Raw genomic sequence first — 23460 nt, 5'->3', positions numbered from 1 at the left:
CGGGGCCGGGGGCATTCGACACATTGCATACGCGCTGCGTCAAATGCCCCACCAGGCTCCGGTGATAAGCCTAAAGCGTCAACTCGGGGAGTTACTCGCCCTTGGCCTTCGCGATGATCTCCTCGGCGACGTTCCGCGGAACCTCGGCGTAGGAGTCGAACTGCATCGAGTAGCTTGCGCGACCCGAGGTCTTGCTGCGGAGGTCTCCGACATAGCCGAACATCTCCGAGAGGGGCACGAGGCCCTTCACGACGCGAGCGCCGCTGCGCTCCTCCATGGCCTGGATCTGGCCACGGCGGGAGTTGAGGTCGCCGATGACATCGCCCATGTAGTCCTCGGGCGTGGTGACCTCGACGGCCATCATCGGCTCAAGGAGCACGGGGGACGCCTTGCGGGCACCCTCCTTGAACGCCTGCGAACCGGCGATCTTGAAGGCGAGCTCCGAGGAGTCGACCTCGTGGTAACCACCGTCGAGAAGGGTGACGCGGACGCCGACCATCTCGTAACCGGCCAGGATGCCGAACTGCATGGCTTCCTGGGCGCCCGCGTCCACCGAGGGAATGTACTCACGGGGGATGCGGCCACCGGTGACCTTGTTGACGAACTCGTAGGACGCGTCGCCACCCTCGATGGGCTCGATGGCGATCTGCACCTTCGCGAACTGGCCGGTACCACCAGTCTGCTTCTTGTGCGTGTAGTCGATGCGCTCGACGGCCTTGCGGATCGTCTCGCGGTACGCGACCTGCGGCTTGCCGACGTTCGCCTCGACGCGGAACTCGCGCTTCATGCGGTCGACGAGCACCTCGAGGTGAAGCTCGCCCATACCACCGATGATGGTCTGGCCGGTCTCCTCGTCGGAGTGCACCTGGAAGGACGGGTCCTCCTCGGAGAGGCGCTGGATGGCGACACCCAGCTTCTCCTGGTCACCCTTGGACTTGGGCTCGATGGCGACCTGAATGACCGGCGCCGGGAAGTCCATGGACTCCAGGATGACCGGGTTCTTGTCGTCACACAGCGTCTCACCGGTGGTGGTCTGCTTCAGGCCCATGACGGCGATGATGTCACCGGCGCCCACCGACGCGATCTCCTCACGCTTGTTCGCGTGCATGCGGTAGATCTTGCCGATGCGCTCCTTCTTGCCCTTGACCGAGTTCAGCACCGCAGTGCCGGCCTCGAGGCGACCGGAGTAGATCCGGACGAAGGTGAGCTTGCCGAGGTGCGGGTCGCTCGCGATCTTGAACGCCAGGCCGGAGAACGGCTCGTCGTCCGAGGGCTTCCGCTGGATGACCTTCTCCGGGTCCTTGACGTCGTGGCCCTCGATGGCCTCGACGTCCAGGGGGGAAGGCAGGTAGCGGACGACCGCGTCGAGCAGGGGCTGAACGCCCTTGTTCTTGAACGCGGTGCCACAGAACACCGGGGTGACGGTGACCGAGTCGGCGGTGCCCTTCGATGCGAGGGTGATCCGACGGATCGCCTCGTGCAGCTGGTCCTGGGTGGGCTCGACGCCCTCCAGGTACAGCTCCATCATCGCGTCATCGTTCTCGGACACGGCCTCGAGGAGCTTGCCGCGCCATTCCTCGGCGGCCTCCTTGAGGTTGTCCGGGATGTCGATGACGTTGTACATCTCGCCCTTGGCGGCCTCTTCGGGGTACACGAAGGCCTTCATCGACACGAGGTCGACGACACCCGTGAAGTCGGCCTCGGCGCCGATGGGGAGCTGCATGACGATCGGGACAGCGCCAAGGCGCTGGACGATCATGTCGACACAACGGAAGAAGTCGGCACCGGTGCGGTCGAGCTTGTTGACGAAGCAGATACGCGGCACGCCGTAGCGGTCCGCCTGACGCCACACGGTCTCGGACTGCGGCTCGACGCCGGCCACACCGTCGAACACGGTGACGGCACCGTCGAGGACGCGGAGCGAACGCTCCACCTCGACGGTGAAGTCGACGTGACCCGGGGTGTCGATGATGTTGATGGTGTGGTCAACATCATTGAGCGGCCAGTGACAGGTCGTCGCGGCGGACGTGATCGTGATGCCGCGCTCCTGCTCCTGCTCCATCCAGTCCATCGTGGCAGCGCCGTCGTGGACTTCACCGATCTTGTACGAGACGCCGGTGTAGAAGAGGATCCGCTCAGTGGTGGTCGTCTTGCCCGCGTCGATGTGGGCCATGATCCCAATGTTGCGGACCTTGGCCAGGTCAAGCGAAGTGGTGGCCATAAGGCTCAATCTTCTCTCGGTCTCGATGGGGTAAGCGACTACCAGCGGTAGTGCGCGAAGGCCTTGTTGGACTCGGCCATCTTGTGGGTGTCCTCGCGCTTCTTGACGGCAGCGCCAAGACCGTTGGAGGCGTCGAGCAGCTCGTTCATGAGGCGCTCGGTCATCGTCTTCTCGCGACGGGCGCGGGAGTAACCCACGATCCAGCGCAGCGAGAGGGTGGCGGCACGACCGGGCTTGACCTCGATCGGCACCTGGTAGGTGGCGCCACCGACACGGCGGGACTTGACCTCGAGCGAGGGCTTGACGTTCTCAAGCGCGCGCTTCAGCGTGATGACCGGGTCTGCGCCGGTCTTCTCGCGGAGGCCTTCCATGGCGCCGTACACGATCCGCTCGGCGGTGGAACGCTTGCCGTCGAGCAGGATCTTGTTGATCAGCGAGGTGACAAGAGGAGAGCTGTAGACCGGGTCAATGATGACCGGGCGCTTCGGGGCGGGGCCCTTACGAGGCATTCTTACTTCTCCTTCTTGGCGCCGTAGCGGCTGCGGGCCTGCTTGCGGTTCTTGACACCCTGGGTGTCGAGCGAGCCGCGGATGATCTTGTAGCGAACACCCGGCAGGTCCTTCACACGGCCACCACGCACGAGCACGATCGAGTGCTCCTGCAGGTTGTGTCCCTCACCCGGAATGTAGGCCGTGACCTCGATGCCGGAGGTCAGACGCACACGCGCGACCTTACGGAGGGCCGAGTTCGGCTTCTTCGGGGTGGTCGTGAAGACACGCGTGCAGACGCCGCGACGCTGGGGCGAACCCTCGAGCGCGGGCGTCTTGTTCTTCTCGACCTTGTCCTGCCGGCCCTTCCGGACCAGCTGCTGAATCGTAGGCACTACTTCTCCGGTTTCTGTGTGCCGTCGGTGAAACTAACCTGGAACACTCACCGACCCACGCGGTCGGGTGTGTCGAATACTGCGGGCCACTCCCCTGGAGCAGTGGAAGCACAGATTGCGGTGGCCAAAGACGGGTTCGCCGTGCGGTTGAGGACACGCACACAAACCCAGGCACACCCCAGGCACAAGGTCTGAGCGTACCTACCTCATGGACTCCGGTCAAAACAAATGCTGTCCGCCCCGACACGCGGGGCGGCCGCCCGGCTTGTCCCCGACCCGTACGGGATGCCACAAGGCCGCTCACGGGCCCCTCAGCGCCCTCCCGGCCTGCATCCACCGTACGCCCGGGCCGGCCGGAGTGACGCATCGCACGCCGAAGGGCGGCCACCCCGTGTGCACGGGATGACCGCCCTTCGGTCGTATCAAGCGACTCGCTTACTGGTTGTACGGACCGTAGTCGTAGTCCTCCAGCGGAACGGCCTGGCCGGAGCCCGTGCCGAACGGCGAGTAGTCGATGTCGTCGTAGCCGACGGCCGAGTACATCGCGGCCTTGGCCTCTTCGGTCGGCTCGACCCGGATGTTGCGGTAGCGGGACAGACCCGTACCGGCCGGGATGAGCTTACCGATGATGACGTTCTCCTTGAGGCCGATCAGGGAGTCGGACTTGGCGTTGATCGCCGCGTCCGTCAGAACCCTGGTCGTCTCCTGGAAGGAAGCCGCGGACAGCCACGACTCCGTCGCCAGCGAGGCCTTGGTGATACCCATCAGCTGCGGACGACCGGAGGCGGGGTGACCGCTCTCCTGGACCACACGACGGTTCTCGGTCTCGAACTTCGAACGCTCGACGAGCTCGCCCGGCAGCAGTTCCGCGTCGCCGGACTCGATGATCGTCACGCGGCGGAGCATCTGCCGGATGATGATCTCGATGTGCTTGTCGTGGATCGACACACCCTGCGAGTTGTAGACCTTCTGGACCTCGCCGACCAGGTGGACCTGGACCGCGCGCTGACCGAGGATCCGCAGCACGTCGTGCGGGTTGGTGGCACCCACGGTGAGCTTCTGGCCCACCTCGACGTGGTCGCCCTCGCCCACCAGCAGACGGGCGCGCTTGGAGATCGGGAAGGGAATCTCGTCGCTGCCGTCGTCCGGCGTGACCACGAGCTTCTTGGTCTTCTCGGTCTCCTCGATCCGGACCCGGCCTGCGGACTCCGAGATCGGGGCGACACCCTTCGGCGTACGGGCTTCGAAGAGCTCGACGACTCGGGGCAGACCCTGGGTGATGTCGTCACCGGCCACACCACCGGTGTGGAAGGTACGCATCGTCAGCTGGGTACCGGGCTCACCGATGGACTGGGCGGCGATGATGCCGACCGCCTCACCGATGTCGACCAGCTTGCCGGTGGCGAGCGAGCGTCCGTAGCAGAAGGCACAGGTGCCGACCGCGGACTCACAGGTCAGGACCGAGCGGGTCTTGACCTCCTCGACGCCGGCGCCCACCAGGGCGTCGATCAGGACGTCACCGAGGTCGACGTTGGCAGGCGCGATGACCTTGCCGTCGACGACGACGTCCTCGGCGAGCATGCGGGCGTACACAGAGGTCTCGACGTCGTCCGTCTTGCGGAGCACGCCGTCGGCACCCTTGACCGCGATCTTCAGCTTGAGGCCACGGTCGGTGCCGCAGTCCTCCTCGCGAATGATCACGTCCTGCGAGACGTCCACCAGACGACGGGTCAGGTAACCCGAGTCGGCGGTACGCAGGGCGGTGTCCGCCAGACCCTTACGGGCACCGTGCGTGGAGATGAAGTACTCCAGAACGGTGAGGCCCTCACGGAAGGACGCCTTGATGGGACGAGGAATCGTCTCGTTCTTGGCGTTGGACACCAGACCACGCATACCGGCGATCTGACGCATCTGCATCATGTTTCCTCGGGCACCCGAGTCAACCATCATGAAGATGGGGTTCGTCTTGGGGAAGTTCGCGTTCATCGCCTCGGCAACCTCGTTGGTCGCCTTGGTCCAGATCGCGATGAGCTCCTGCGTGCGCTCGTCCTTGGTGATCAGACCGCGCTCGTACTGCTTCTGGACCTTCTCGTCCTGGTCCTCGTAGCCCTTGACGATGGCCTTCTTGGCCTCGGGCACGACGATGTCGGAGACGGCCACGGTGACGCCGGAACGGGTCGCCCAGTGGAAGCCCGCCGCCTTCAGGTTGTCGAGCGTCGCCGCCACGATGACCTTGGGGTAGCGCTCGGCGAGGTCGTTGACGATCTCGGAGAGCTGCTTCTTGCCGACCGAGTAGTCGACGAACGGGTAGTCCTCGGGCAGCAGCTCGTTGAAGAGCGCGCGGCCCAGGCTCGTCCGCAGCCGGAAGGTGTCACCCGGCTGGTACTCGGGCTCGCCCTCCTCGGCGACCGGCGGCACCCAGCCACGCGGCGGGATGGTGCCCACCGGGAAGCGGATGTCGACGGACGACTGGAGCGCCAGCTCGCCGGCGTCGAACGCCATGATCGCCTCGGCCGTGGAGCCGAACGCGCGGCCCTCGCCCTTGGTGTCACGGAGCTCGCCGTCGGTGGTCAGGAAGAACAGACCCAGCACCATGTCCTGCGTAGGCATGGTGACGGGACGACCGTCGGCCGGCTTCAGGATGTTGTTCGAGGACAGCATCAGGATGCGGGCCTCGGCCTGCGCCTCCGCGGAGAGCGGCAGGTGCACGGCCATCTGGTCACCGTCGAAGTCCGCGTTGAACGCGGTGCAGACGAGCGGGTGGATCTGGATGGCCTTGCCCTCGACCAGCTGCGGCTCGAAGGCCTGGATGCCGAGGCGGTGCAGGGTCGGTGCACGGTTCAGCAGCACCGGGTGCTCGGCGATGACCTCTTCGAGGACGTCGTACACCACGGTGCGGCCGCGCTCGACCATGCGCTTGGCCGACTTGATGTTCTGCGCGTGGTTCAGGTCAACCAGGCGCTTCATCACGAACGGCTTGAAGAGCTCCAGCGCCATGGCCTTCGGCAGACCGCACTGGTGCAGCTTCAGCTGCGGACCGACGACGATCACGGAACGCGCGGAGTAGTCCACACGCTTACCGAGAAGGTTCTGACGGAAACGACCCTGCTTGCCCTTCAGCATGTCGCTGAGGGACTTGAGCGGGCGGTTACCGGGACCGGTGACCGGGCGACCACGGCGACCGTTGTCGAACAGCGCGTCGACGGCCTCCTGCAGCATCCGCTTCTCGTTGTTCACGATGATCTCGGGGGCACCGAGGTCAAGGAGACGCTTGAGGCGGTTGTTGCGGTTGATCACACGGCGGTACAGGTCGTTCAGGTCGGAGGTCGCGAAGCGGCCACCGTCCAGCTGCACCATCGGACGCAGGTCCGGCGGGATGACCGGCACGCAGTCGAGCACCATGCCCTTGGGCTTGTTGCTGGTCTGCAGGAACGCGGAGACGACCTTGAGGCGCTTGAGCGCACGGGTCTTCTTCTGGCCCTTGCCGGTACGGATGATCTCGCGGAGGCGCTCGGCCTCCTCGTCGAGGTCGAACGACTCCAGGCGCTTCTGCAGAGCAGCGGCACCCATGCAGCCGTCGAAGTACGTGCCGAAGCGGTCACGCAGCTCGCGGTAGAGCAGCTCGTCGCCCTCGAGGTCCTGGACCTTGAGGTTCTTGAAGCGGCTCCACACCTCGTCGAGGCGGTCGATCTCGCGCTGCGCACGGTCGCGCAGCTGCTTCATCTCACGCTCGGCGCCTTCGCGCACCTTGCGGCGCACGTCGGCCTTGGCGCCCTCGGCCTCGAGCTCGCCGAGGTCGGTCTCGAGCTTCTTGGCGCGGTTCTCGAGGTCCGAGTCGCGACGGTTCTCGACCTGCTGGCGCTCGACGGAGACGTGAGCCTCCAGCGACGGAAGGTCGCGGGTGCGGCGCTCCTCGTCGACGAACGTGATCATGTACGCGGCGAAGTAGATGACCTTCTCGAGGTCCTTCGGCGCGAGGTCCAGCAGGTAGCCCAGGCGCGACGGGACGCCCTTGAAGTACCAGATGTGGGTGACGGGAGCGGCAAGCTCGATGTGGCCCATGCGCTCACGGCGCACCTTGGCGCGAGTGACCTCGACGCCACAGCGCTCACAGATGATGCCCTTGAAGCGGACACGCTTGTACTTGCCGCAGTAGCACTCCCAGTCCCGGGTCGGACCGAAGATCTTCTCGCAGAAGAGTCCGTCCTTTTCGGGCTTGAGCGTGCGGTAGTTGATGGTCTCCGGCTTCTTCACTTCGCCGTGGGACCAGGTCCGGATGTCGTCCGCGGTGGCAAGGCCGATCCGCAGCTCGTCGAAGAAGTTGACGTCGAGCACTTGTCGTCAATCCCTCTTTCGGGGGTTCGAGCCCCCTCGCGTCACGCGAGAAATCGGGGCACTTCAGCAATGGTCTGAACGGGTCCGGGGAGAGCCGGCCGGATCACTGGGATCCGGCCGGCCAACCCGTCAGACCTCTTCGACGCTGCTCGGCTCTCGCCGGGACAGGTCGATACCGAGCTCCTCCGCCGCGCGGAAGACGTCCTCGTCCGTGTCGCGCATCTCGATGGACATGCCGTCCGAGGACAGCACCTCCACGTTGAGGCAGAGCGACTGCATCTCCTTGATGAGCACCTTGAAGGACTCGGGAATGCCGGGCTCGGGGATGTTCTCGCCCTTGACGATGGCCTCGTAGACCTTCACGCGGCCGGTCACGTCATCGGACTTGATCGTCAGCAGCTCCTGGAGGGCGTAAGCGGCGCCATAAGCTTCAAGGGCCCACACCTCCATTTCACCGAAGCGCTGTCCACCGAACTGAGCCTTACCACCCAGCGGCTGCTGGGTGATCATGGAGTACGGACCCGTCGAACGAGCGTGCAGCTTGTCGTCGACGAGGTGGTGGAGCTTGAGGATGTACATGAAGCCGACCGAGACCGGCTCCGGGAACGGCTCGCCGGAGCGGCCGTCGAACAGCTGGGCCTTGCCGGAGGGCTGCACCAGGCGGTCGCCGTCGCGGTTCGGGATCGTGGCCTGGAAGAGGCCGGTGATCTCGTCCTCGCGCGCACCGTCGAAGACGGGCGTGGCGACGTTGGTGCCGGGGGCGACCTGGTCGGCACCGATGGACTGCAGGCGCTTGGCCCACTCGTCACCGAGGCCGGAGACGTCCCAGCCGCGGCTGGCGAGCCAGCCGAGGTGGATCTCCAGGACCTGTCCCGGGTTCATTCGGGACGGGACACCCAGCGGGTTGAGGATGATGTCGAACCGGGGTGCCGTCCTCCAGGAACGGCATGTCCTCGATCGGGAGGATCTTCGAGATGACGCCCTTGTTGCCGTGACGGCCGGCGAGCTTGTCACCATCGGTGATCTTGCGCTTCTGCGCGACGTAGACGCGGACCAGCTGGTTCACGCCCGGCGGCAGCTCGTCGCCCTCTTCGCGGTCGAAGACGCGGACGCCGATGATCTTGCCGATCTCGCCGTGCGGCACCTTCAGCGAGGTGTCGCGCACCTCGCGCGCCTTCTCACCGAAGATCGCGCGGAGCAGGCGCTCCTCGGGGGTCAGCTCGGTCTCGCCCTTGGGCGTGACCTTGCCGACGAGGATGTCACCGGCCGTGACCTCGGCACCGATCCGGATGATGCCGCGCTCGTCGAGGTCCGCGAGGACCTCTTCGGAGACGTTCGGGATGTCCCGGGTGATCTCCTCCGGACCGAGCTTGGTGTCACGGGCGTCGACCTCGTGCTCCTCGATGTGGATCGAGGAGAGGACGTCGTCCTGCACGAGGCGCTGCGACAGGATGATCGCGTCCTCGTAGTTGTGACCTTCCCACGGCATGAACGCCACGAGCAGGTTCTTGCCGAGGGCCATCTCACCGTTCTCGGTGGCCGGTCCGTCGGCGAGTACCTGGTCGGCGACGATCCGGTCGCCCTCGGAGACGACGACCTTCTGGTTGACCGAGGTGCCCTGGTTCGAGCGCATGAACTTCGCGATGCGGTACGTGGTGTACGTGCCGTCGTCGTTGGTCACGGTGATGTAGTCCGCGGAGACCTCCTGGACCACACCGTCCTTCTCGGCCTTCAGCACGTCACCGGCGTCGGTGGCGCAGCGGTACTCCATGCCGGTGCCGACGAGCGGGGCCTCCGACTTGATCAGCGGCACCGCCTGACGCATCATGTTCGCGCCCATGAGGGCACGGTTGGCGTCGTCGTGCTCCAGGAACGGGATCATCGCGGTTGCGACGGACACCATCTGGCGCGGCGAGACGTCCATGTAGTCGACTTCGGTGCCGGGCACGTAGTCGACCTCTCCGCCACGACGGCGGACCAGGACGCGGGGCTCGGTGAAGCGCAGCTCGTCGGAGAGCGTCGCGTTCGCCTGGGCGATGACGTAACGGTCTTCCTCGTCGGCCGTGACGTAGTCGACCTCGTCGGTGACCTGGCCGTCGACGACCTTGCGGTACGGCGTCTCGATGAAGCCGAACGCGTTGACGCGGCCGTACGAGGCGAGCGAACCGATCAGACCGATGTTCGGGCCTTCAGGGGTCTCGATCGGGCACATGCGTCCGTAGTGGGACGGGTGCACGTCACGGACCTCGAAGCCGGCCCGCTCACGGGAGAGACCACCCGGGCCAAGCGCCGACAGACGGCGCTTGTGGGTGAGACCCGACAGCGGGTTGTTCTGGTCCATGAACTGCGACAGCTGGCTGGTGCCGAAGAACTCCTTGATGGAGGCGACGACCGGCCGGATGTTGATCAGGGTCTGCGGCGTGATCGCCTCGACGTCCTGAGTCGTCATGCGCTCACGCACGACGCGCTCCATCCGCGCCAGGCCCGTACGGACCTGGTTCTGGATGAGCTCGCCGACGTTACGCAGACGACGGTTGCCGAAGTGGTCGATGTCGTCGGTCTCGACGACGATCTCCCGGCCCGACTCGCCGGTCGTCTCGGTCTCACCGGCGTGCAGCTTGACCAGGTACTTGATGGTCGCGATGACGTCGTCGGTGGTGAGCACCCCGGCGTCCAGCGGCTCATCGGCGCCGAGCTTCTTGTTCACCTTGTAGCGGCCGACCTTCGCGAGGTCGTAACGCTTCGGGTTGAAGTAGAGGTTCTCGAGCAGCGTCTGAGCGGCTTCGCGGGTGGGCGGCTCGCCCGGGCGGAGCTTGCGGTAGATGTCGAGCAGCGCGTCGTCCTGGCCCTGGGTGTGGTCCTTCTCCAGGGTGGCGCGCATGGACTCGTACTCGCCGAACTCCTCGAGGATCTGCTCGGTGCTCCAGCCGAGAGCCTTCAGGAGGACGGTGACGGACTGCTTGCGCTTGCGGTCGATGCGGACACCGACCATGTCGCGCTTGTCGATCTCCATCTCCAGCCAGGCACCCCGGGACGGGATGATCTTGGCGGAGAAGATGTCCTTGTCGGACGTCTTGTCGATCGAGGAGTCGAAGTAGACACCCGGCGAGCGGACCAGCTGCGACACGACGACACGCTCGGTGCCGTTGATGACGAAGGTGCCCTTGTTGGTCATGAGCGGGAAATCGCCCATGAAGACCGTCTGGGACTTGATCTCGCCGGTCTCGTTGTTGGTGAACTCGGCCGTGACGAAGAGCGGGGCGGCGAACGTGAAGTCGCGCTCCTTGCACTCGTCGATCGAGTTCTTCGGGGGCTCGAAGCGGTGGTCGCGGAACGTAAGCGACATCGACCCGGAGAAGTCCTCGATCGGTGAGATCTCCTCGAAGATCTCCTCCAGGCCGGACTTGGTGGGGACGTCTTGTCCACTGTCCAGAGCAGCCTCGACGCGAGCCTTCCAGGCGGCATTACCGAGGAGCCAGTCAAAGCTCTCGGTCTGCAGCGCGAGGAGGTTCGGAACCTCGAGGGGCTCCTTGATCTTTGCAAAAGAGATGCGCAGCGGGGCGGTGCTGGCACCGTTGTTCGTATTCGCGGTCGAGGCGTTGCGCGAGGCGGCCAAGAGGGGGTCCTTCCGAGGGCTCGGACTCACTACGCGCGTACCGGTCCCAAACTGGACAGGTGGACAGATATCCCAGGTGAGGGAGGCACGGTCCACGGTGCACAAGATGGGTATGCCCCTGGTGACGGGCAGGAGGCAGCTAACAGGCAGCGCAAAGGGTCAGTGTAGCCAAGCGGCACACTGATGTCCAGTCGGGGTTCTCAGAGACCCACGTTGCTCTCAACAGCTGTTCTCAACACCTATGTCTAGCCCTGCGCGGGGTGCGCTCTTCTTTACTGCCCTCTTCGCCATCGATCCATGCCTCGGATTCGGATCGATGTGACGACGCGCCTTGAGAATTGCGCGCCTCGTGCGGTTCGTCAAGGCCCCCCAGCCGGGACAGGCCCCGAGACCCGCACCCGCCGCCCCTCGGCGCCGCCCGTACCCCCCACGAGAGGCGCACGGCGAAGATCACCATACTCGTCGCCGCGGGAAGAGCAAGGCACCCACCGCGGGTACGCCGAAAGGCGACCACCCATACGGGTGATCGCCTTTCGCGAAGTGACGCCCACGCCTCGCGGCACGGGGGTCCAGAGGAGTCAGAAGACTCGCTGGGTCACTTGACCTCGACGGAGGCGCCGGCGGCCTTGAGGGACTCGGCAGCCTTCTCGGCGGCCTCCTTGGCGACCTTCTCGACGACGGGCTTCGGGGCGCCGTCGACGAGGTCCTTGGCCTCCTTCAGGCCGAGGGAGGTCAGCTCACGCACGACCTTGATGACCTGGATCTTCTTGTCACCGGCGGCGGTGAGGATGACGTCGAACTCGTCCTTCTCCTCCGGAGCGTCAGCGACGGCACCCGGGCCGGCGGGGCCGGCAACGGCGACCGCGGCGGCGGCGGTGACGTCGAACTTCTCCTCGAAGGCCTTGACGAACTCGGAGAGCTCGATGAGGGTGAGCTCCTCGAACTGGGCGAGCAGGTCTTCCTGGCTGAGCTTCGCCATGATGGCGTCCTTCCACTATTCGGCAGGTGCCGGATGTATATGTCGGCGGGCGTACGTGGAGCCCGCTGGACCGCTGAGCGAAATTACTCGGCGGCCTCGGCGGGAGCCGGAGTACCGGCACCGCCCTGCTCTTCCCGCTTGGCACGAAGAGCTTCCGCAGTGCGGACGAACTTCGACGGCAGAGCCTGGAAGAGCTGCGCAGCCTGAGTCTGCTTGCCCTTCATGGCGCCGGCCAGCTTGGCGAGCAGAACCTCGCGGGACTCGAGGTCCGCGAGCTTCTTGATCTCATCGGCGGACAGCGCCTTACCGTCAAGGACACCGCCCTTGATGATGAGGTTGGGGTTGTCCTTGGCGAAGTCACGAAGACCCTTCGCCGACTCCACCGGGTCACCGGTGACGAAGGCAACCGCCGTCGGACCTGCGAACAGGTCGTCCAGCGTGTCGATCCCGGCCTCGTTGGCCGCAATCTTGGTCAGCGTGTTCTTCACCACGGCGTACTGGGCGTTCTCACCGAGCGAACGGCGCAGCTGCTTGAGCTGTGCCACGGTGAGACCCCGGTACTCGGTCAGCACGGCGGCGTTCGAGCTGCGGAACTGGTCCGCGAGCTCGGCTACCGCTGCAGCCTTGTCGGGCCTTGCCATGAGCGTCGGCCTCCTTCCGGGTGATGAGGACCGCTCAAAAGGGGCCGGAAAAGACGAAACGCCCCGGCGCAGGCGCCAGGGCGAAGCTCGACCGAACAAGTCCGGGAGCTTTTCCACAGTCACCTGCGCAGGTCGTCCGCATTCAACGGATCCTTCGGTTGCCGTCCCCCTTGCGGGTTTCAGCAACGACCAGCGGTCTTTGGCTTCTGCAGAAGAGTACGCGACCGAGGTCGCGCCGAGCAAATCCGTCCCGGTTCGGGTGGTCCGGAAGGTTTAGGACGCTCCCGCGGTCGCTCCCTGCTGCTGCTGGAGCAGCTCCTTGAACCCGATGGTCTCGCCGGCCGGCGGCTGCTCGACCGAGACCTTGGTCCCGTAGTCGCTGTAGAACACCGTCGAGTTGAGTTCGCCGGTCTTCATCTGCCCGCGCTCGGTCTTCTTCACCAGGAGGTCGTTCTCGTCGACCCAGATGTCGACCTTCTCCGTGGTGATCCCGGCGTCGTTGAGCTGCTTCTTGAGAGCGGTCAGCTGAGCGGGGTCCAGCTTCGAGGTCTTGGCGGTCAGCTCGGCGACGTCGACCGTGCCGGAGTAGTGCGTGGTGGCGACACCGCGGACCTGCTCCTTGCCGACCTCCTTCACGTCGCCGGAGGCCAGCAGCGACTTCACTCCCTGGTCGGGAGTGGTGTTCTGCATCTGGTCCTTCATCGCCGCCCCGGAGGCGCCCCCGAGCTCGGCGAGGTCGTCGTAGGAGTAGCTGATCCAGCGCTTGCCACCGGTCTGCTGGGCCAGGGCAGCGCCCATGTCCGCCGCGTAGCCGTCCTTGAAGTAGCGGGCCTGCATCGTGCCGGTGCCGCCGGCCTTCTTCATGGTGTCGGCCATGGCGCCGCCGGTGTAGGTGATCTCCATGGTGCCGGTGACGCCGTCGCTCCAGTCGAGCGCCCCGGACTGCTTCATGGACATGGCACTGCCCATGACCGTGGTGCCCTCGACCTTCGCCGAGTTCGCCGCACCGGTCTTCTTCTGCACGTCGAGCAGCGCGGCGATCGCGTCGACCTTCACGACGCCGCCGCTGCTCGCTTCCTTGCCCTTGGCCTTGGCCGAGCCGCCGTCGTCCGATCCGCCGCAGGCCGCGACCGACGTCAACGCCGCCGCCACAGCCACAGCCATACCCACGCGCCGTACGGTACTGGTCCTCATATCCGCTTCCACCCCTCGTTCGCTCTCGGTGCCCTGCACGCTAACGCACGGCTCCGACAGCCTCTGGTACGTACATACGAGGACGGGCCCCGCACCTCGAAAGGTTGCGGGGCCCGTCAATGTCACACGTGACACGGCGGTCGTACGAGCGCGGTGGCTCAGACGGCGGCCGGGTCCTCCTCGACGAGGAGGTTACGGGTGCGGTTGGCGTCCAGCGGGATGCCGGGGCCCATCGTGGTGGCCAGCGTGGCCTTCTTGATGTAGCGGCCCTTGGCGGCGGACGGCTTCAGACGGAGGATCTCCTCCAGCGCCGCTGCGTAGTTCTCCACCAGCTTGGTCTCGTCGAACGAGGTCTTGCCGATGATGAAGTGCAGGTTCGAGTGCTTGTCGACGCGGAACTCGATCTTGCCGCCCTTGATGTCGTTGACAGCCTTCACGACGTCGGGGGTGACGGTGCCGGTCTTCGGGTTCGGCATCAGACCACGCGGACCGAGCACGCGGCCGAGGCGGCCGACCTTGCCCATGAGGTCCGGGGTCGCGACGACGGCGTCGAAGTCCAGACGGCCCTTCGCCACCTCGTCGATGAGCTCGTCGGCGCCGACGATGTCGGCGCCCGCGGCTTCCGCGGCCGCAGCACGGTCACCGGTCGCGAAGACCAGGACCCGGGCGGTCTTGCCGGTGCCGTGCGGGAGGTTCACGGTGCCACGGACCATCTGGTCGGCCTTGCGAGGGTCAACACCCAGGGCAAACGCGACCTCGACGGTGCTGTCGAACTTCGTGGAGGCGGTGTCCTTGGCGATACGGACGGCCTCGAGCGGGGCGTAGTTGCGCGCCCGGTCGATCTTGGCGTCCGCAGCGCGGAGGTTCTTGCTGCGCTTCACTTCTACTCCTGTGGTTTCAGAGTGTGGAGTCGTGGTGCGGACCAGCGCTTGGTCCTACCACTGAGGGGGTGGGGCTGAATCAGCCTTCGACCGTGATGCCCATGGAACGGGCGGTGCCGGCGATGATCTTCGACGCGGCGTCGAGGTCATTGGCGTTCAGGTCGGGGAGCTTCGTCGTGGCGATCTCGCGGACCTGGGCAGCCGTCAGCTTGGCAACCTTGGTCTTGTGAGGCTCGCCGGAGCCCTTGTCCACACCCGCGGCCTTGAGGATCAGCTTGGCGGCCGGCGGAGTCTTGGTGATGAAGGTGAAGGAACGGTCCTCGTAGACCGTGATCTCCACCGGCACGACCATGCCACGCTGCGACTCGGTCGCGGCGTTGTAGGCCTTGCAGAACTCCATGATGTTGACGCCGTGCTGGCCCAGTGCGGGGCCGACCGGCGGTGCCGGGTTGGCCGCACCGGCGTTGATCTGGAGCTTGATAAGCCCCGTGACCTTCTTCTTCTTGGGAGGCATGTGCTCTCTCCGGGTCCTAGTGAGAGTTTTCGCCGTCATCCGGTCATCCGGATGCAGGCATACCGCACAACGATAACGGGTATAGCTGCGCGACCAAAAACCGAGCAGGTCAGACAGGCTGTGACAGCCGGTCTGACCTGCTCGGTAGGCATGTGTCCAGAAGCTGGCGGGAAGCGCTAGTTCTTCTGGATCTGGTCGAAGCTGAGCTCGACCGGGGTCTCGCGGCCGAAGATCTCGACGAGACCCTTGACCTTCTTCGAGTCGGCGTTGATCTCGTTGATCGTCGCCTGCAGGGTCGCGAACGGGCCGTCGGTGACGGTGACCGAGTCGCCCACCTCGAAGTCCAGCACCTGGACCTCGACCTTGCGGGACGGAGCCGGCTTGCCCTCGGCCTCGGCTGCCTCGCGGGCTGCCTTCTCCTCGGCCTCGGGGGCGAGCATCTTGACGATCTCGTCCAGGGTCAGCGGGTACGGGTCGTAGGCGTTGCCCACGAAGCCGGTGACGCCGGGAGTGTTGCGGACGACGCCCCAGGACTCGTTCGTCAGGTCCATGCGCACCAGGACGTAACCCGGGAGCTTGTTCTGACGGACGTTCTTGCGCTCGCCGTTCTTGATCTGGACGATTTCCTCCTCAGGCACCTCGGCCTGATAGACGAACTCCTCCACGTTCAGCGAGACGGCGCGCTGCTCCAGGTTGGCCTTCACACGCTTCTCGTAACCGGCGTACGTGTGAATGACGTACCACTCGCCCGGGAGGCCGCGGAGCTCCTCGCGCAGGGCGGTGACGGCGTCGACGGGCTCGGCCTCTTCCTCGTCGGCCTCGTCCGTGGCCTCGTCGGCGTCCTCGTCCGCGGCTTCCTCGTCGGAGGCCTCGTCCTCGTCGCTCTCGTCCTCGTCGTCACCGGACTCGGCCTCAAGGGCCTCGTCGGCGGACTCGACGTGCACTGCGGCCTGCTCGGCGGGCTCGCCCGCGGCGGCGTCGGCAGCTTCAGCCTGGTCCGGCTCCTCAGCGTCCGCCGCCTCGACGATGTCGAGCTCGTCCTCGGCGGACTCGAAGGCGCCCGCCGTCGGCTCGACGGCGTCGTTCAGGTTCGGGTCAGACACGGTGGCTGCTTCTTCCTGGATACAAATGGGTGGAACATGCGAAAGGGGCGCCCATGAGGCGCCCTCCGCGGGATCAGCCGAAGACGTACTTGATGACCCGCTGGAAACCGAAGTCAATCACGGTAACAAGACCAATCATGACGACTACGAACACAATCACCACTGAGGTGTATGTCGTCAGCTGGTTGCGAGTCGGCCAGACAACCTTGCGAAGCTCGGCGACGATCTGGCGGTAGAAGAGCGCGAGACGGCCCAGAGGGCCCTTCTTGCCGCGCTTGCCGCCCTTCCGGGTCTTCTTCTTCGACTCGGGGACTTCATCCTCGGCATCAGGCATGTCGATGGAGCCCACGGCGTCCGTCACGCTTCTCACCTGATTCCGGGTCATGGCCGTGCCGCGCCCGGTGAAGCCGCACGGCAGTGCATTGAAGTACGTACATGCGCACACATCCTGGCGAAGGAGTGTGTAGCAGGGCCGGAGGGACTTGAACCCCCAACCGCTGGTTTTGGAGACCAGTGCTCTACCAATTGAGCTACGACCCTTTGTGGTTTCCACCAACCTACCGCATGTCCCCGAATGCTTCGGGTGCAGGAACGGTGCGGCTGGTGAAGGCCAACGACAGGTGAGTGTACGTGCTCAGCGGCCCGGCGTCGAACAGATAGCTCCCGACCGTTCCTGTCCGATGCTGCCCGCTTGCCTGTCCGCATGGTGTCCGACTGCTGTCCGGTCCCTGAAACCCCTGTGCCGACGGGGAATACGGTCTGGGAGCATGGAGGCATGAGCGCTGCAACTTCTCCCTCCGAGCGCCGGGTATCCGCCCGCATCGGTGCCATCTCCGAGTCCGCCACCCTCGCCGTCGACGCCAAGGCCAAGGCCCTCAAGGCCGCCGGCCGTCCGGTGATCGGCTTCGGTGCGGGCGAGCCCGACTTCCCGACCCCCGGCTACATCGTCGAGGCCGCGGTCGAGGCCTGCCGCAACCCGAAGTACCACCGCTACACCCCGGCGGGCGGGCTCCCCGAGCTCAAGGCCGCCATTGCAGAGAAGACGCTGCGCGACTCCGGCTACCAGGTCGACGCCTCCCAGATCCTGGTGACCAACGGCGGCAAGCAGGCCATCTACGAGGCCTTCGCCGCGATCCTCGACCCGGGCGACGAGGTCATCGTCCCGGCGCCGTACTGGACCACCTACCCCGAGTCGATCCGCCTCGCCGGCGGTGTCCCGGTGGAGGTCGTCGCCGACGAGACCACCGGTTACCGGGTCTCCGTCGAGCAGCTGGAGGCGGCACGCACGGAGCGTACGAAGGTCGTCCTGTTCGTCTCTCCCTCGAACCCGACCGGCGCGGTCTACAGCGAGGCGGACGCCGAGGCGATCGGCAAGTGGGCCGTCGAGCACGGCCTGTGGGTGCTGACCGACGAGATCTACGAGCACCTGGTCTACGGCGACGCGAAGTTCACCTCGCTGCCGGCGATCGTGCCCGAGCTGCGCGACAAGTGCATCGTGGTCAACGGTGTCGCCAAGACGTACGCGATGACCGGCTGGCGCGTGGGGTGGATCGTCGGCCCCAAGGACGTGGTGAAGGCCGCGACCAACCTGCAGTCGCACGCCACCTCCAACGTCTCCAACGTCGCCCAGATCGCCGCGCTGGCAGCCGTCTCGGGGAACCTGGACGCGGTCGCCGAGATGCGCACCGCCTTCGACCGGCGCCGGCAGACCATCGTGCGGATGCTCAACGAGATCGACGGCGTCCTGTGCCCGGTGCCCGAGGGCGCGTTCTACGCGTACCCCTCGGTGAAGGCGCTGCTCGGCAAGGAGATCCGCGGCAAGCGCCCGGCCACCTCGGTCGAGCTGGCGGCGCTGATCCTGGACGAGGCCGAGGTCGCGGTCGTTCCGGGCGAGGCCTTCGGCACCCCGGGCTACCTGCGCCTCTCCTACGCACTGGGTGACGACGACCTCGTCGAAGGTGTCTCGCGGCTCCAGAAGCTGCTCGGCGAGGCCAAGGCGTAGCACCTCCCGCATTTCAGTGGCGACCCCCGGCTCCGGCCGGGGGTCGCTTTCTTGTTCGCTCACCCGTTCGAGTGACAACTCGATGGGGAAACCGGGTACCGCGACACCCCGTCCGTGCGGCAGGATCTTTGAATGGAGCGTGATGTACGGCTGTTGCCCAAGGCCCACCTGCACTTGCATTTCACCGGGTCGATGCGGCCCACGACACTGCTCGAACTCGCCGACAAGTACGGCGTACGGCTGCCCGAGGCCCTGACCGGCGGCGAGCCCCCCAGCCTGCGGGCGACGGACGAGCGCGGCTGGTTCCGTTTCCAGCGGCTCTACGACATCGCCCGGTCCTGCCTCCGGACGCCCGGCGACATCCAGCGACTGGTGCGCGAGGCCGCCCAGGAGGACGTGGCGGACGGCTCCGGCTGGCTGGAGATCCAGGTCGACCCCACCTCGTACGCACCCCTGCTCGGCGGGCTCATTCCGGCGATCGAGATCATCCTGGACGCGGTGGACAGCGCATCGCGCGAGACCGGGCTGCCGATCCGGGTGGTGATCGCGGCCAACCGGATGAAGCATCCGCTGGACGCCAGGACCCTGGCACGGCTCGCCGTGCGGTACGCGGACCGGGGCGTCGTCGGGTTCGGCCTTTCCAACGACGAGCGGCGCGGCATGGCCCGTGACTTCGACCGGGCCTTCGCCATCGCCCGGGAGGGCGGCCTGCTGGCGGCCCCGCACGGCGGTGAGCTGTCGGGCCCGTCCAGCGTCCGCGACTGCCTTGACGACCTCGACGCGTCCCGGGTCGGGCACGGCGTGCGGGCCGCCGAGGACCCGCGGCTGCTGCGCAGGCTGGCGGAGCGCGGCGTGACCTGCGAGGTGTGCCCGGCGTCGAACGTGGCGCTCGGCGTCTACGAGAAGCCGTCCGACGTACCCCTGCGCACTCTGTTCGACGCCGGTGTGCCGATGGCGCTCGGCGCGGACGACCCGCTGCTCTTCGGCTCCCGGCTGGCCGCGCAGTACGACCTCGTGCGGCGCCATCACGCGTTCACGGACGAGGAGCTGGCGGAGCTGGCGCGTCAGTCGGTACGGGGTTCGGCGGCGCCCGACGCGGTGCGGGCCGAGCTTCTGGCGGGCGTCGACGAGTGGCTGGCCAAGCCGGCGGGCTGAACCGCCCCGGTGCGGACTACCCCGTGAGCCCGCTCAGCAGCATCCGGGCGATCGAGGCGGCGAAGACGTCGAGCGGCTGCGGAGGCCCGCCGGTCTCCGTGGCCTCGTAGGCGAAGGCCCGCTGGGCGCAGGCCCCCAGCAGCAGGGAGGCGGCGGCGTACGTGTCGGCGCCGGCCCGTACCCGTCCTGCGGACTGTTCGGCGCGCAGATACGCGTCGACTCCGCGGATGGGTATGTGGGGGCCGGTTCCCAGTTCGCGCATCGCCGCGTTGTGGCGCTCCTTGAGCCTCGGCTCGGCGTACAGGGACGCGGCGATCGGGAAGCTCTGCTCGTAGAAGAGGGCGGCCTCGCGGGCGATCTCGGTGAGGTTCTGCTCGACCGTCCCCTCCCCCTCCCCCGCGTCGGTGGCCAGACGCTTCAGGATTCCGCCGAGCCTGGGCAGCCGCTCCTTCAGCACCACCACGAAGAGCTCCTCCTTGCTCGGGAAGTGCTTGTAGAGCGCGGCCTCCGAGCAGCCGGCGGCCCTGGCGATCTCCTTGGTGGTGGCCCGGGCCAGCCCGATGGTGAGCATCAGCTGATGGGCGGCGTCGATGATGCGGGCGCGGGCCGGCTTCTGCTCCATGTGCACTCCGATGAAGCTTGACGAGTGGTGAGTATCCGCTCACTCTAGGGGTGAGTGAATACTTACCCACCCGAGGAGGGTGCGCAATGAAGCTCACGGTGTTCGGCGCGACAGGCGGTATCGGACAGGAGATCGTCCGCCAGGCAGTGGCGGCGGGGCACGAGGTGACGGCGGTGGTCCGTGATCCCGCGCGGCTGCCGGTGCCGCTCTCCGATGTCACGGTCCACACGGCAGCCCGCGTGGACGACCCGGAGACGCTGCGCGAGGCGGTCGCAGGCCGTGACGCGGTGCTCTCCGGGCTGGGTTCACGGGGCCGGAAGGCCGGCGGGATCGCCGAACGGCTGACCCGCAGCGTCCTGACGGCCATGGAGGTGGAGGGGACACGGCGGCTGCTCGTGGTGAGCGCGGCCCCGGTCGCCCCGAAGCCCGCGGACGACCCGCTGCTCGACCGGATGATGCTCGCAACGATCGGCGCGATCCTGAAAGAGGTCTACGCGGACCTCACCGCCATGGAGGCCGCACTGGCCTCCTCCGCCACGGACTGGACGTCGGTGCGTCCCCCGAAGCTCACGAACGGGCCGTTGACGGGCGTCTACCGGACGGTCGTCGGCAGCAATCCGCGCAGCGGCCGGTCCATCTCCCGGGCCGACGTGGCGCACGCGATGCTGACGCTGATCGACGACCCCGCGGCGGTGAAGCAGGGGGTGGGCGTGGCGTACTGAGGGGCGGGCCCGTACGGGCTCCGCTAGAGGCTCACGCCGACGGTCACCGGTTCGTTGACGAGCGTGACGCCGAAGGTCTCGTGGACCCCGGCGACGACCTCGCGCGCCAGGGCCAGCAGGTCCTCGGTGCTCGCCGCGCCCCGGTTGGTGAGGGCGAGGGTGTGCTTGGTGGAGATACGGGCCGGGCCGGAGCCGTATCCCTTGGTGAAACCGGCCCGGTCGATGAGCCAGGCCGCCGAGGTCTTGGTGCGTCCCTCGCCCGCGGGGAAGGCGGGGGGCGTCACGTCCGGTCCGAGGCGCTGCGCCACGCGGGCGAGGAACGCCTCGTACTGTGCCGGGTCCAGGATCGGGTTGGTGAAGAAGGACCCGGCCGACCAGGTGTCGTGGTCCTCGGGGTCGAGCACCATGCCCTTGCCGGCGCGGAGCCTGAGCACGGTTTCGCGGGCGGCCGCGGCGGGAACGCGTTCCCCTTGCTCGACACCCATGGCGCGAGCCGTTTCGGGGTACTTGAGGGGCGCGGACAGGCCGCCCGCCTCTTCAAGCCCGAAGCGGACCCGCAGCACCACGAACCGGTCGGGTTCGGCCTTGAATCGGCTGTGCCGGTACGCGAAGGCGCACTCGGAGTTCGGGATGGTGACGGTTTCCCGGGTGTGCCGGTCGTAGGCGACGACCTCCGTGATGGTGGACGACACCTCCTGCCCGTACGCCCCGACGTTCTGGATCGGCGTCGCCCCCGCCGAGCCGGGGATGCCGGCCAGGCATTCGAGGCCGGCCAGTCCGGCCTCCACGCTGCGGGTGACGGCGTCCGTCCAGATCTCTCCCGCGGCCAGTTCGAGCGTCGCCCCGTCCAGCACGAAGCCCTTGGTCGCGATGCGCAGGGCGGTGCCTTCGAAGCCCTTGTCGCCGATGACCAGATTGCTGCCGCCGCCGATGACCAGGAGCGGGGTGCCGCTGTCGTCGGCCTCGCGCACGGCCTCGACCACTTCGGCGTCGGTCGTCGCGGTGAGGAGGCGGGTGGCGGGGCCACCGAGCCGGAAGGTGGTCAGGGGGGCGAGGGGCGCGTCGTGGAGTTCCTGCACGGGGACAAGAGTACGGTCCGCTCCCCCGCCGTCGGGGCGGGGCCGCGGACCGTATCGGCGTGACAAATTCTCAGGCGGGGACCGGGACCCGGGCCTCGGTCTGGTCGGGCGCCTGCGCCGGGGTGCTGCGGCGACGCGGGATCAGCAGCGCGACCAGCGCGGCGAGCGCCACCACTCCGGCGCCGATCCAGACCGCGGGAACGGTCCCGTCGGTGAAGGACTGCGGGGAGCCGTAGCCCCCCTGCGAGGAGAAGACCGTGGCGAGCACCGCGATCCCGAGGGCACCGCCGACCTCGCGGAGCGCGTTGTTGGCGCCGGAGGCGATGCCCTGTTCGCCGGGGCGAACGCTGGACATCACGAGGCTGGCGGCGGGTGCGAAGTACAGGGCCATTCCGACGCCGCCGACGATCATCGCGGGCAGCTGCGAGACGTAGGAGGCGTCGGAGGCGAGGGACATGGCGAACAGCCCGAGACCGACGGCCTGGAGGGCGAGCCCGGTCACGACCACCGGGCGGCCGCCGAACCGGTCGGCGAGCACCCCGGCAATGGGCGCCACCAGCATCGGCATCCCGGTCCAGGGCAGCATGCGCAGACCTGCCTCGGTGGGCGAGTAGCCCAGGACTCCCTGGAAGTACTGGCTGAGCAGGAAGATCGAACCGAACATGCCGAAGAACATCAGCAGGCTGGCCATGTTGATCCCGAAGAACGCCCGGTCCTTGAAGAGACGCATGGGCAGCATCGGATTCTTCGCCTGGAAGCCGTGGCGGACGAATCCGCCTATGAGCGCGGAACCGGCGATCAGGGCGGTCAGGACGGCGGGGCTGGTCCATCCGTCGGCGTTGGCGTTGACCAGGCCGTAGACGATTCCGAAGAGCCCACCGCTGACCAAGAGGGTGCCGGGCACGTCGAGGCGGGAGTCGGGGGCGTACGACTCGGCCAGGCGCAGCCGGGCGAGCGGCAGCAGGAGCAGGCCGATCGGGACGTTGAGCCAGAAGATCCACTGCCAGGACATGTGCTCGGTGAGGCTGCCACCGATCAGCGGGCCGCTGGCCACCGCCAGTCCGGTCGCGGCGCCGAAGATGCCCAGCGCGGCTCCTCGGCGGGCGGCCGGAACGGCGGCCGTGAGCAGGGTGAGCGTCAACGGCATCATGATCGCCGCGCCCACGCCCTGGACGGCGCGGAAGGCGATGAGTTCATTGATCCCGGGCGAGAGGGCGGCTGCGGCGGATGCGCCGGTGAAGACCGTGAGCCCGACAGTGAAGAGCCGGCGCCGGCCGAACCGGTCACCGAGGGAGGCACCGAACATCAGCAGCACGGCGAAGGTGAGGGTGTACGCGTTCACCGTCCACACGAGCTCTTCCGGTTCGCCGCCGAGGCTCTCGCGGATGGACGGCAGGGCGGTGGTGACGACGAGGTTGTCGAGGGCCGCCATGAAGCCGGCCACGCTGGTGATGACAAGGGCCCAGACCGCTCCCGAGCGGCCTTTCGTGTGCTGGTCCACTGCTCCCCCTGA

General features: G+C 67.0%; 17 protein-coding genes, 1 tRNA gene and 1 pseudogene. 3 read left to right on the top strand and 16 right to left on the bottom strand.

Translation table 11 applies throughout. The features are described 5' to 3' along the window. Positions 1-91: 91 nt before the first annotated feature. The 13 genes and pseudogenes from fusA to SH922_RS23795 all read right to left on the bottom strand — a co-directional run bounded on the left by fusA (position 92) and on the right by SH922_RS23795 (position 16907). The gene (gene fusA / locus SH922_RS23855; RefSeq protein ID WP_393059910.1) at positions 92-2221 is read right to left on the bottom strand and encodes an elongation factor G; all 2130 of its coding nucleotides are present in this window, start codon (positions 2219-2221) and stop codon (positions 92-94) included. Positions 2222-2259: 38 nt separating this feature from the next. Continuing rightward, positions 2260-2730 (bottom strand): 30S ribosomal protein S7, encoded by a 471-nt coding sequence (rpsG, locus tag SH922_RS23850; RefSeq protein WP_014154599.1) that lies wholly within the window; start codon positions 2728-2730, stop codon positions 2260-2262. 2 nt (positions 2731-2732) lie between these two features. After that, on the bottom strand, positions 2733-3104 hold the full coding sequence (gene rpsL, locus SH922_RS23845) for a 30S ribosomal protein S12 (RefSeq protein ID WP_003948652.1): 372 nt from the start codon (positions 3102-3104) through the stop codon (positions 2733-2735). A gap of 435 nt (positions 3105-3539) precedes the next feature. Next, positions 3540-7439 carry a DNA-directed RNA polymerase subunit beta' gene (locus SH922_RS23840; RefSeq protein WP_393059909.1) on the bottom strand — a complete coding sequence of 1300 codons (3900 nt, stop codon included), beginning with the start codon at positions 7437-7439 and terminating at the stop codon, positions 3540-3542. A 129-nt stretch (positions 7440-7568) separates the two neighbouring features. Then, positions 7569-11055, bottom strand: a pseudogene (rpoB, locus tag SH922_RS23835) (DNA-directed RNA polymerase subunit beta). 595 nt (positions 11056-11650) lie between these two features. Next, a complete protein-coding gene (gene rplL, locus SH922_RS23830; RefSeq protein WP_393059908.1) occupies positions 11651-12034 on the bottom strand; it encodes a 50S ribosomal protein L7/L12 in 384 nt (127 codons plus the stop codon). 83 nt (positions 12035-12117) lie between these two features. Next, positions 12118-12675, bottom strand: a complete 558-nt coding sequence (rplJ, locus tag SH922_RS23825; RefSeq protein ID WP_148020214.1) for a 50S ribosomal protein L10 — start codon at positions 12673-12675, stop codon at positions 12118-12120. 273 nt (positions 12676-12948) lie between these two features. Further along, positions 12949-13869, bottom strand: a complete 921-nt coding sequence (locus SH922_RS23820) for a hypothetical protein (RefSeq protein ID WP_393059907.1) — start codon at positions 13867-13869, stop codon at positions 12949-12951. Positions 13870-14027: 158 nt separating this feature from the next. Next, a complete protein-coding gene (gene rplA, locus SH922_RS23815; protein WP_356322386.1) occupies positions 14028-14750 on the bottom strand; it encodes a 50S ribosomal protein L1 in 723 nt (240 codons plus the stop codon). A 79-nt stretch (positions 14751-14829) separates the two neighbouring features. Then, positions 14830-15264, bottom strand: coding sequence for a 50S ribosomal protein L11 (gene rplK, locus SH922_RS23810; RefSeq protein WP_010058817.1), 435 nt, complete (start codon positions 15262-15264; stop codon positions 14830-14832). Between the two features lie 176 nt (positions 15265-15440). Then, complete coding sequence (gene nusG / locus SH922_RS23805; RefSeq protein ID WP_393059906.1) at positions 15441-16367, bottom strand: transcription termination/antitermination protein NusG; 927 nt, start codon at positions 16365-16367, stop codon at positions 15441-15443. 73 nt (positions 16368-16440) lie between these two features. Further along, positions 16441-16728 carry a preprotein translocase subunit SecE gene (gene secE, locus SH922_RS23800; RefSeq protein WP_073732696.1) on the bottom strand — a complete coding sequence of 96 codons (288 nt, stop codon included), beginning with the start codon at positions 16726-16728 and terminating at the stop codon, positions 16441-16443. A gap of 106 nt (positions 16729-16834) precedes the next feature. Further along, positions 16835-16907: transfer RNA gene (locus tag SH922_RS23795), tRNA-Trp, on the bottom strand. A 235-nt stretch (positions 16908-17142) separates the two neighbouring features. Here SH922_RS23795 and SH922_RS23790 point away from each other — a divergent pair. Beyond that, positions 17143-18369 (top strand): pyridoxal phosphate-dependent aminotransferase, encoded by a 1227-nt coding sequence (locus SH922_RS23790; RefSeq protein WP_393059905.1) that lies wholly within the window; start codon positions 17143-17145, stop codon positions 18367-18369. 132 nt (positions 18370-18501) lie between these two features. Further along, entirely contained in the window at positions 18502-19524 is a 1023-nt protein-coding gene (locus SH922_RS23785; protein WP_393059904.1) for an adenosine deaminase, read from the top strand. 16 nt (positions 19525-19540) lie between these two features. On the opposite strand, the gene SH922_RS23780 is transcribed toward SH922_RS23785, so the two are convergent. Beyond that, positions 19541-20146 carry a TetR/AcrR family transcriptional regulator gene (locus tag SH922_RS23780; RefSeq protein WP_393059903.1) on the bottom strand — a complete coding sequence of 202 codons (606 nt, stop codon included), beginning with the start codon at positions 20144-20146 and terminating at the stop codon, positions 19541-19543. Positions 20147-20232: 86 nt separating this feature from the next. Here SH922_RS23780 and SH922_RS23775 point away from each other — a divergent pair, with 86 nt between their 5' ends. After that, positions 20233-20868 carry an NAD(P)-dependent oxidoreductase gene (locus tag SH922_RS23775; protein ID WP_393059902.1) on the top strand — a complete coding sequence of 212 codons (636 nt, stop codon included), beginning with the start codon at positions 20233-20235 and terminating at the stop codon, positions 20866-20868. Positions 20869-20891: 23 nt separating this feature from the next. Here the strand turns inward: SH922_RS23775 and SH922_RS23770 are convergent, their stop codons facing one another. Both SH922_RS23770 and SH922_RS23765 read right to left on the bottom strand, forming a co-directional pair. Beyond that, complete coding sequence (locus SH922_RS23770) at positions 20892-21947, bottom strand: UDP-N-acetylmuramate dehydrogenase (protein WP_393059901.1); 1056 nt, start codon at positions 21945-21947, stop codon at positions 20892-20894. 70 nt (positions 21948-22017) lie between these two features. Next, the gene (locus SH922_RS23765) at positions 22018-23448 is read right to left on the bottom strand and encodes an MFS transporter (RefSeq protein ID WP_393059900.1); all 1431 of its coding nucleotides are present in this window, start codon (positions 23446-23448) and stop codon (positions 22018-22020) included. Positions 23449-23460 lie beyond the last annotated feature (12 nt).

Origin of the sequence: Streptomyces sp. LN549 (assembly GCF_043203805.1) — a bacterium.
In the GTDB taxonomy this organism is placed as follows: Bacteria; Actinomycetota; Actinomycetes; order Streptomycetales; family Streptomycetaceae; genus Streptomyces.
This window is presented reverse-complemented; position numbering and strand designations above follow the sequence as displayed.

What these genes read in the sequence shown, in the direction of transcription:
- rplK (WP_010058817.1), bottom strand. Translation starts at nt 15,264, where the DNA reads ATGCCTCCCAAGAAGAAGAAGGTCACGGGGCTTATCAAGCTCCAGATC.
- SH922_RS23820 (WP_393059907.1), bottom strand. Translation starts at nt 13,869, where the DNA reads ATGAGGACCAGTACCGTACGGCGCGTGGGTATGGCTGTGGCTGTGGCG.
- fusA (WP_393059910.1), bottom strand. Translation starts at nt 2,221, where the DNA reads ATGGCCACCACTTCGCTTGACCTGGCCAAGGTCCGCAACATTGGGATC.
- SH922_RS23785 (WP_393059904.1), top strand. Translation starts at nt 18,502, where the DNA reads ATGGAGCGTGATGTACGGCTGTTGCCCAAGGCCCACCTGCACTTGCAT.
- rplL (WP_393059908.1), bottom strand. Translation starts at nt 12,034, where the DNA reads ATGGCGAAGCTCAGCCAGGAAGACCTGCTCGCCCAGTTCGAGGAGCTC.
- SH922_RS23780 (WP_393059903.1), bottom strand. Translation starts at nt 20,146, where the DNA reads ATGGAGCAGAAGCCGGCCCGCGCCCGCATCATCGACGCCGCCCATCAG.
- rplJ (WP_148020214.1), bottom strand. Translation starts at nt 12,675, where the DNA reads ATGGCAAGGCCCGACAAGGCTGCAGCGGTAGCCGAGCTCGCGGACCAG.
- rpsG (WP_014154599.1), bottom strand. Translation starts at nt 2,730, where the DNA reads ATGCCTCGTAAGGGCCCCGCCCCGAAGCGCCCGGTCATCATTGACCCG.
- SH922_RS23775 (WP_393059902.1), top strand. Translation starts at nt 20,233, where the DNA reads ATGAAGCTCACGGTGTTCGGCGCGACAGGCGGTATCGGACAGGAGATC.
- SH922_RS23790 (WP_393059905.1), top strand. Translation starts at nt 17,143, where the DNA reads ATGAGCGCTGCAACTTCTCCCTCCGAGCGCCGGGTATCCGCCCGCATC.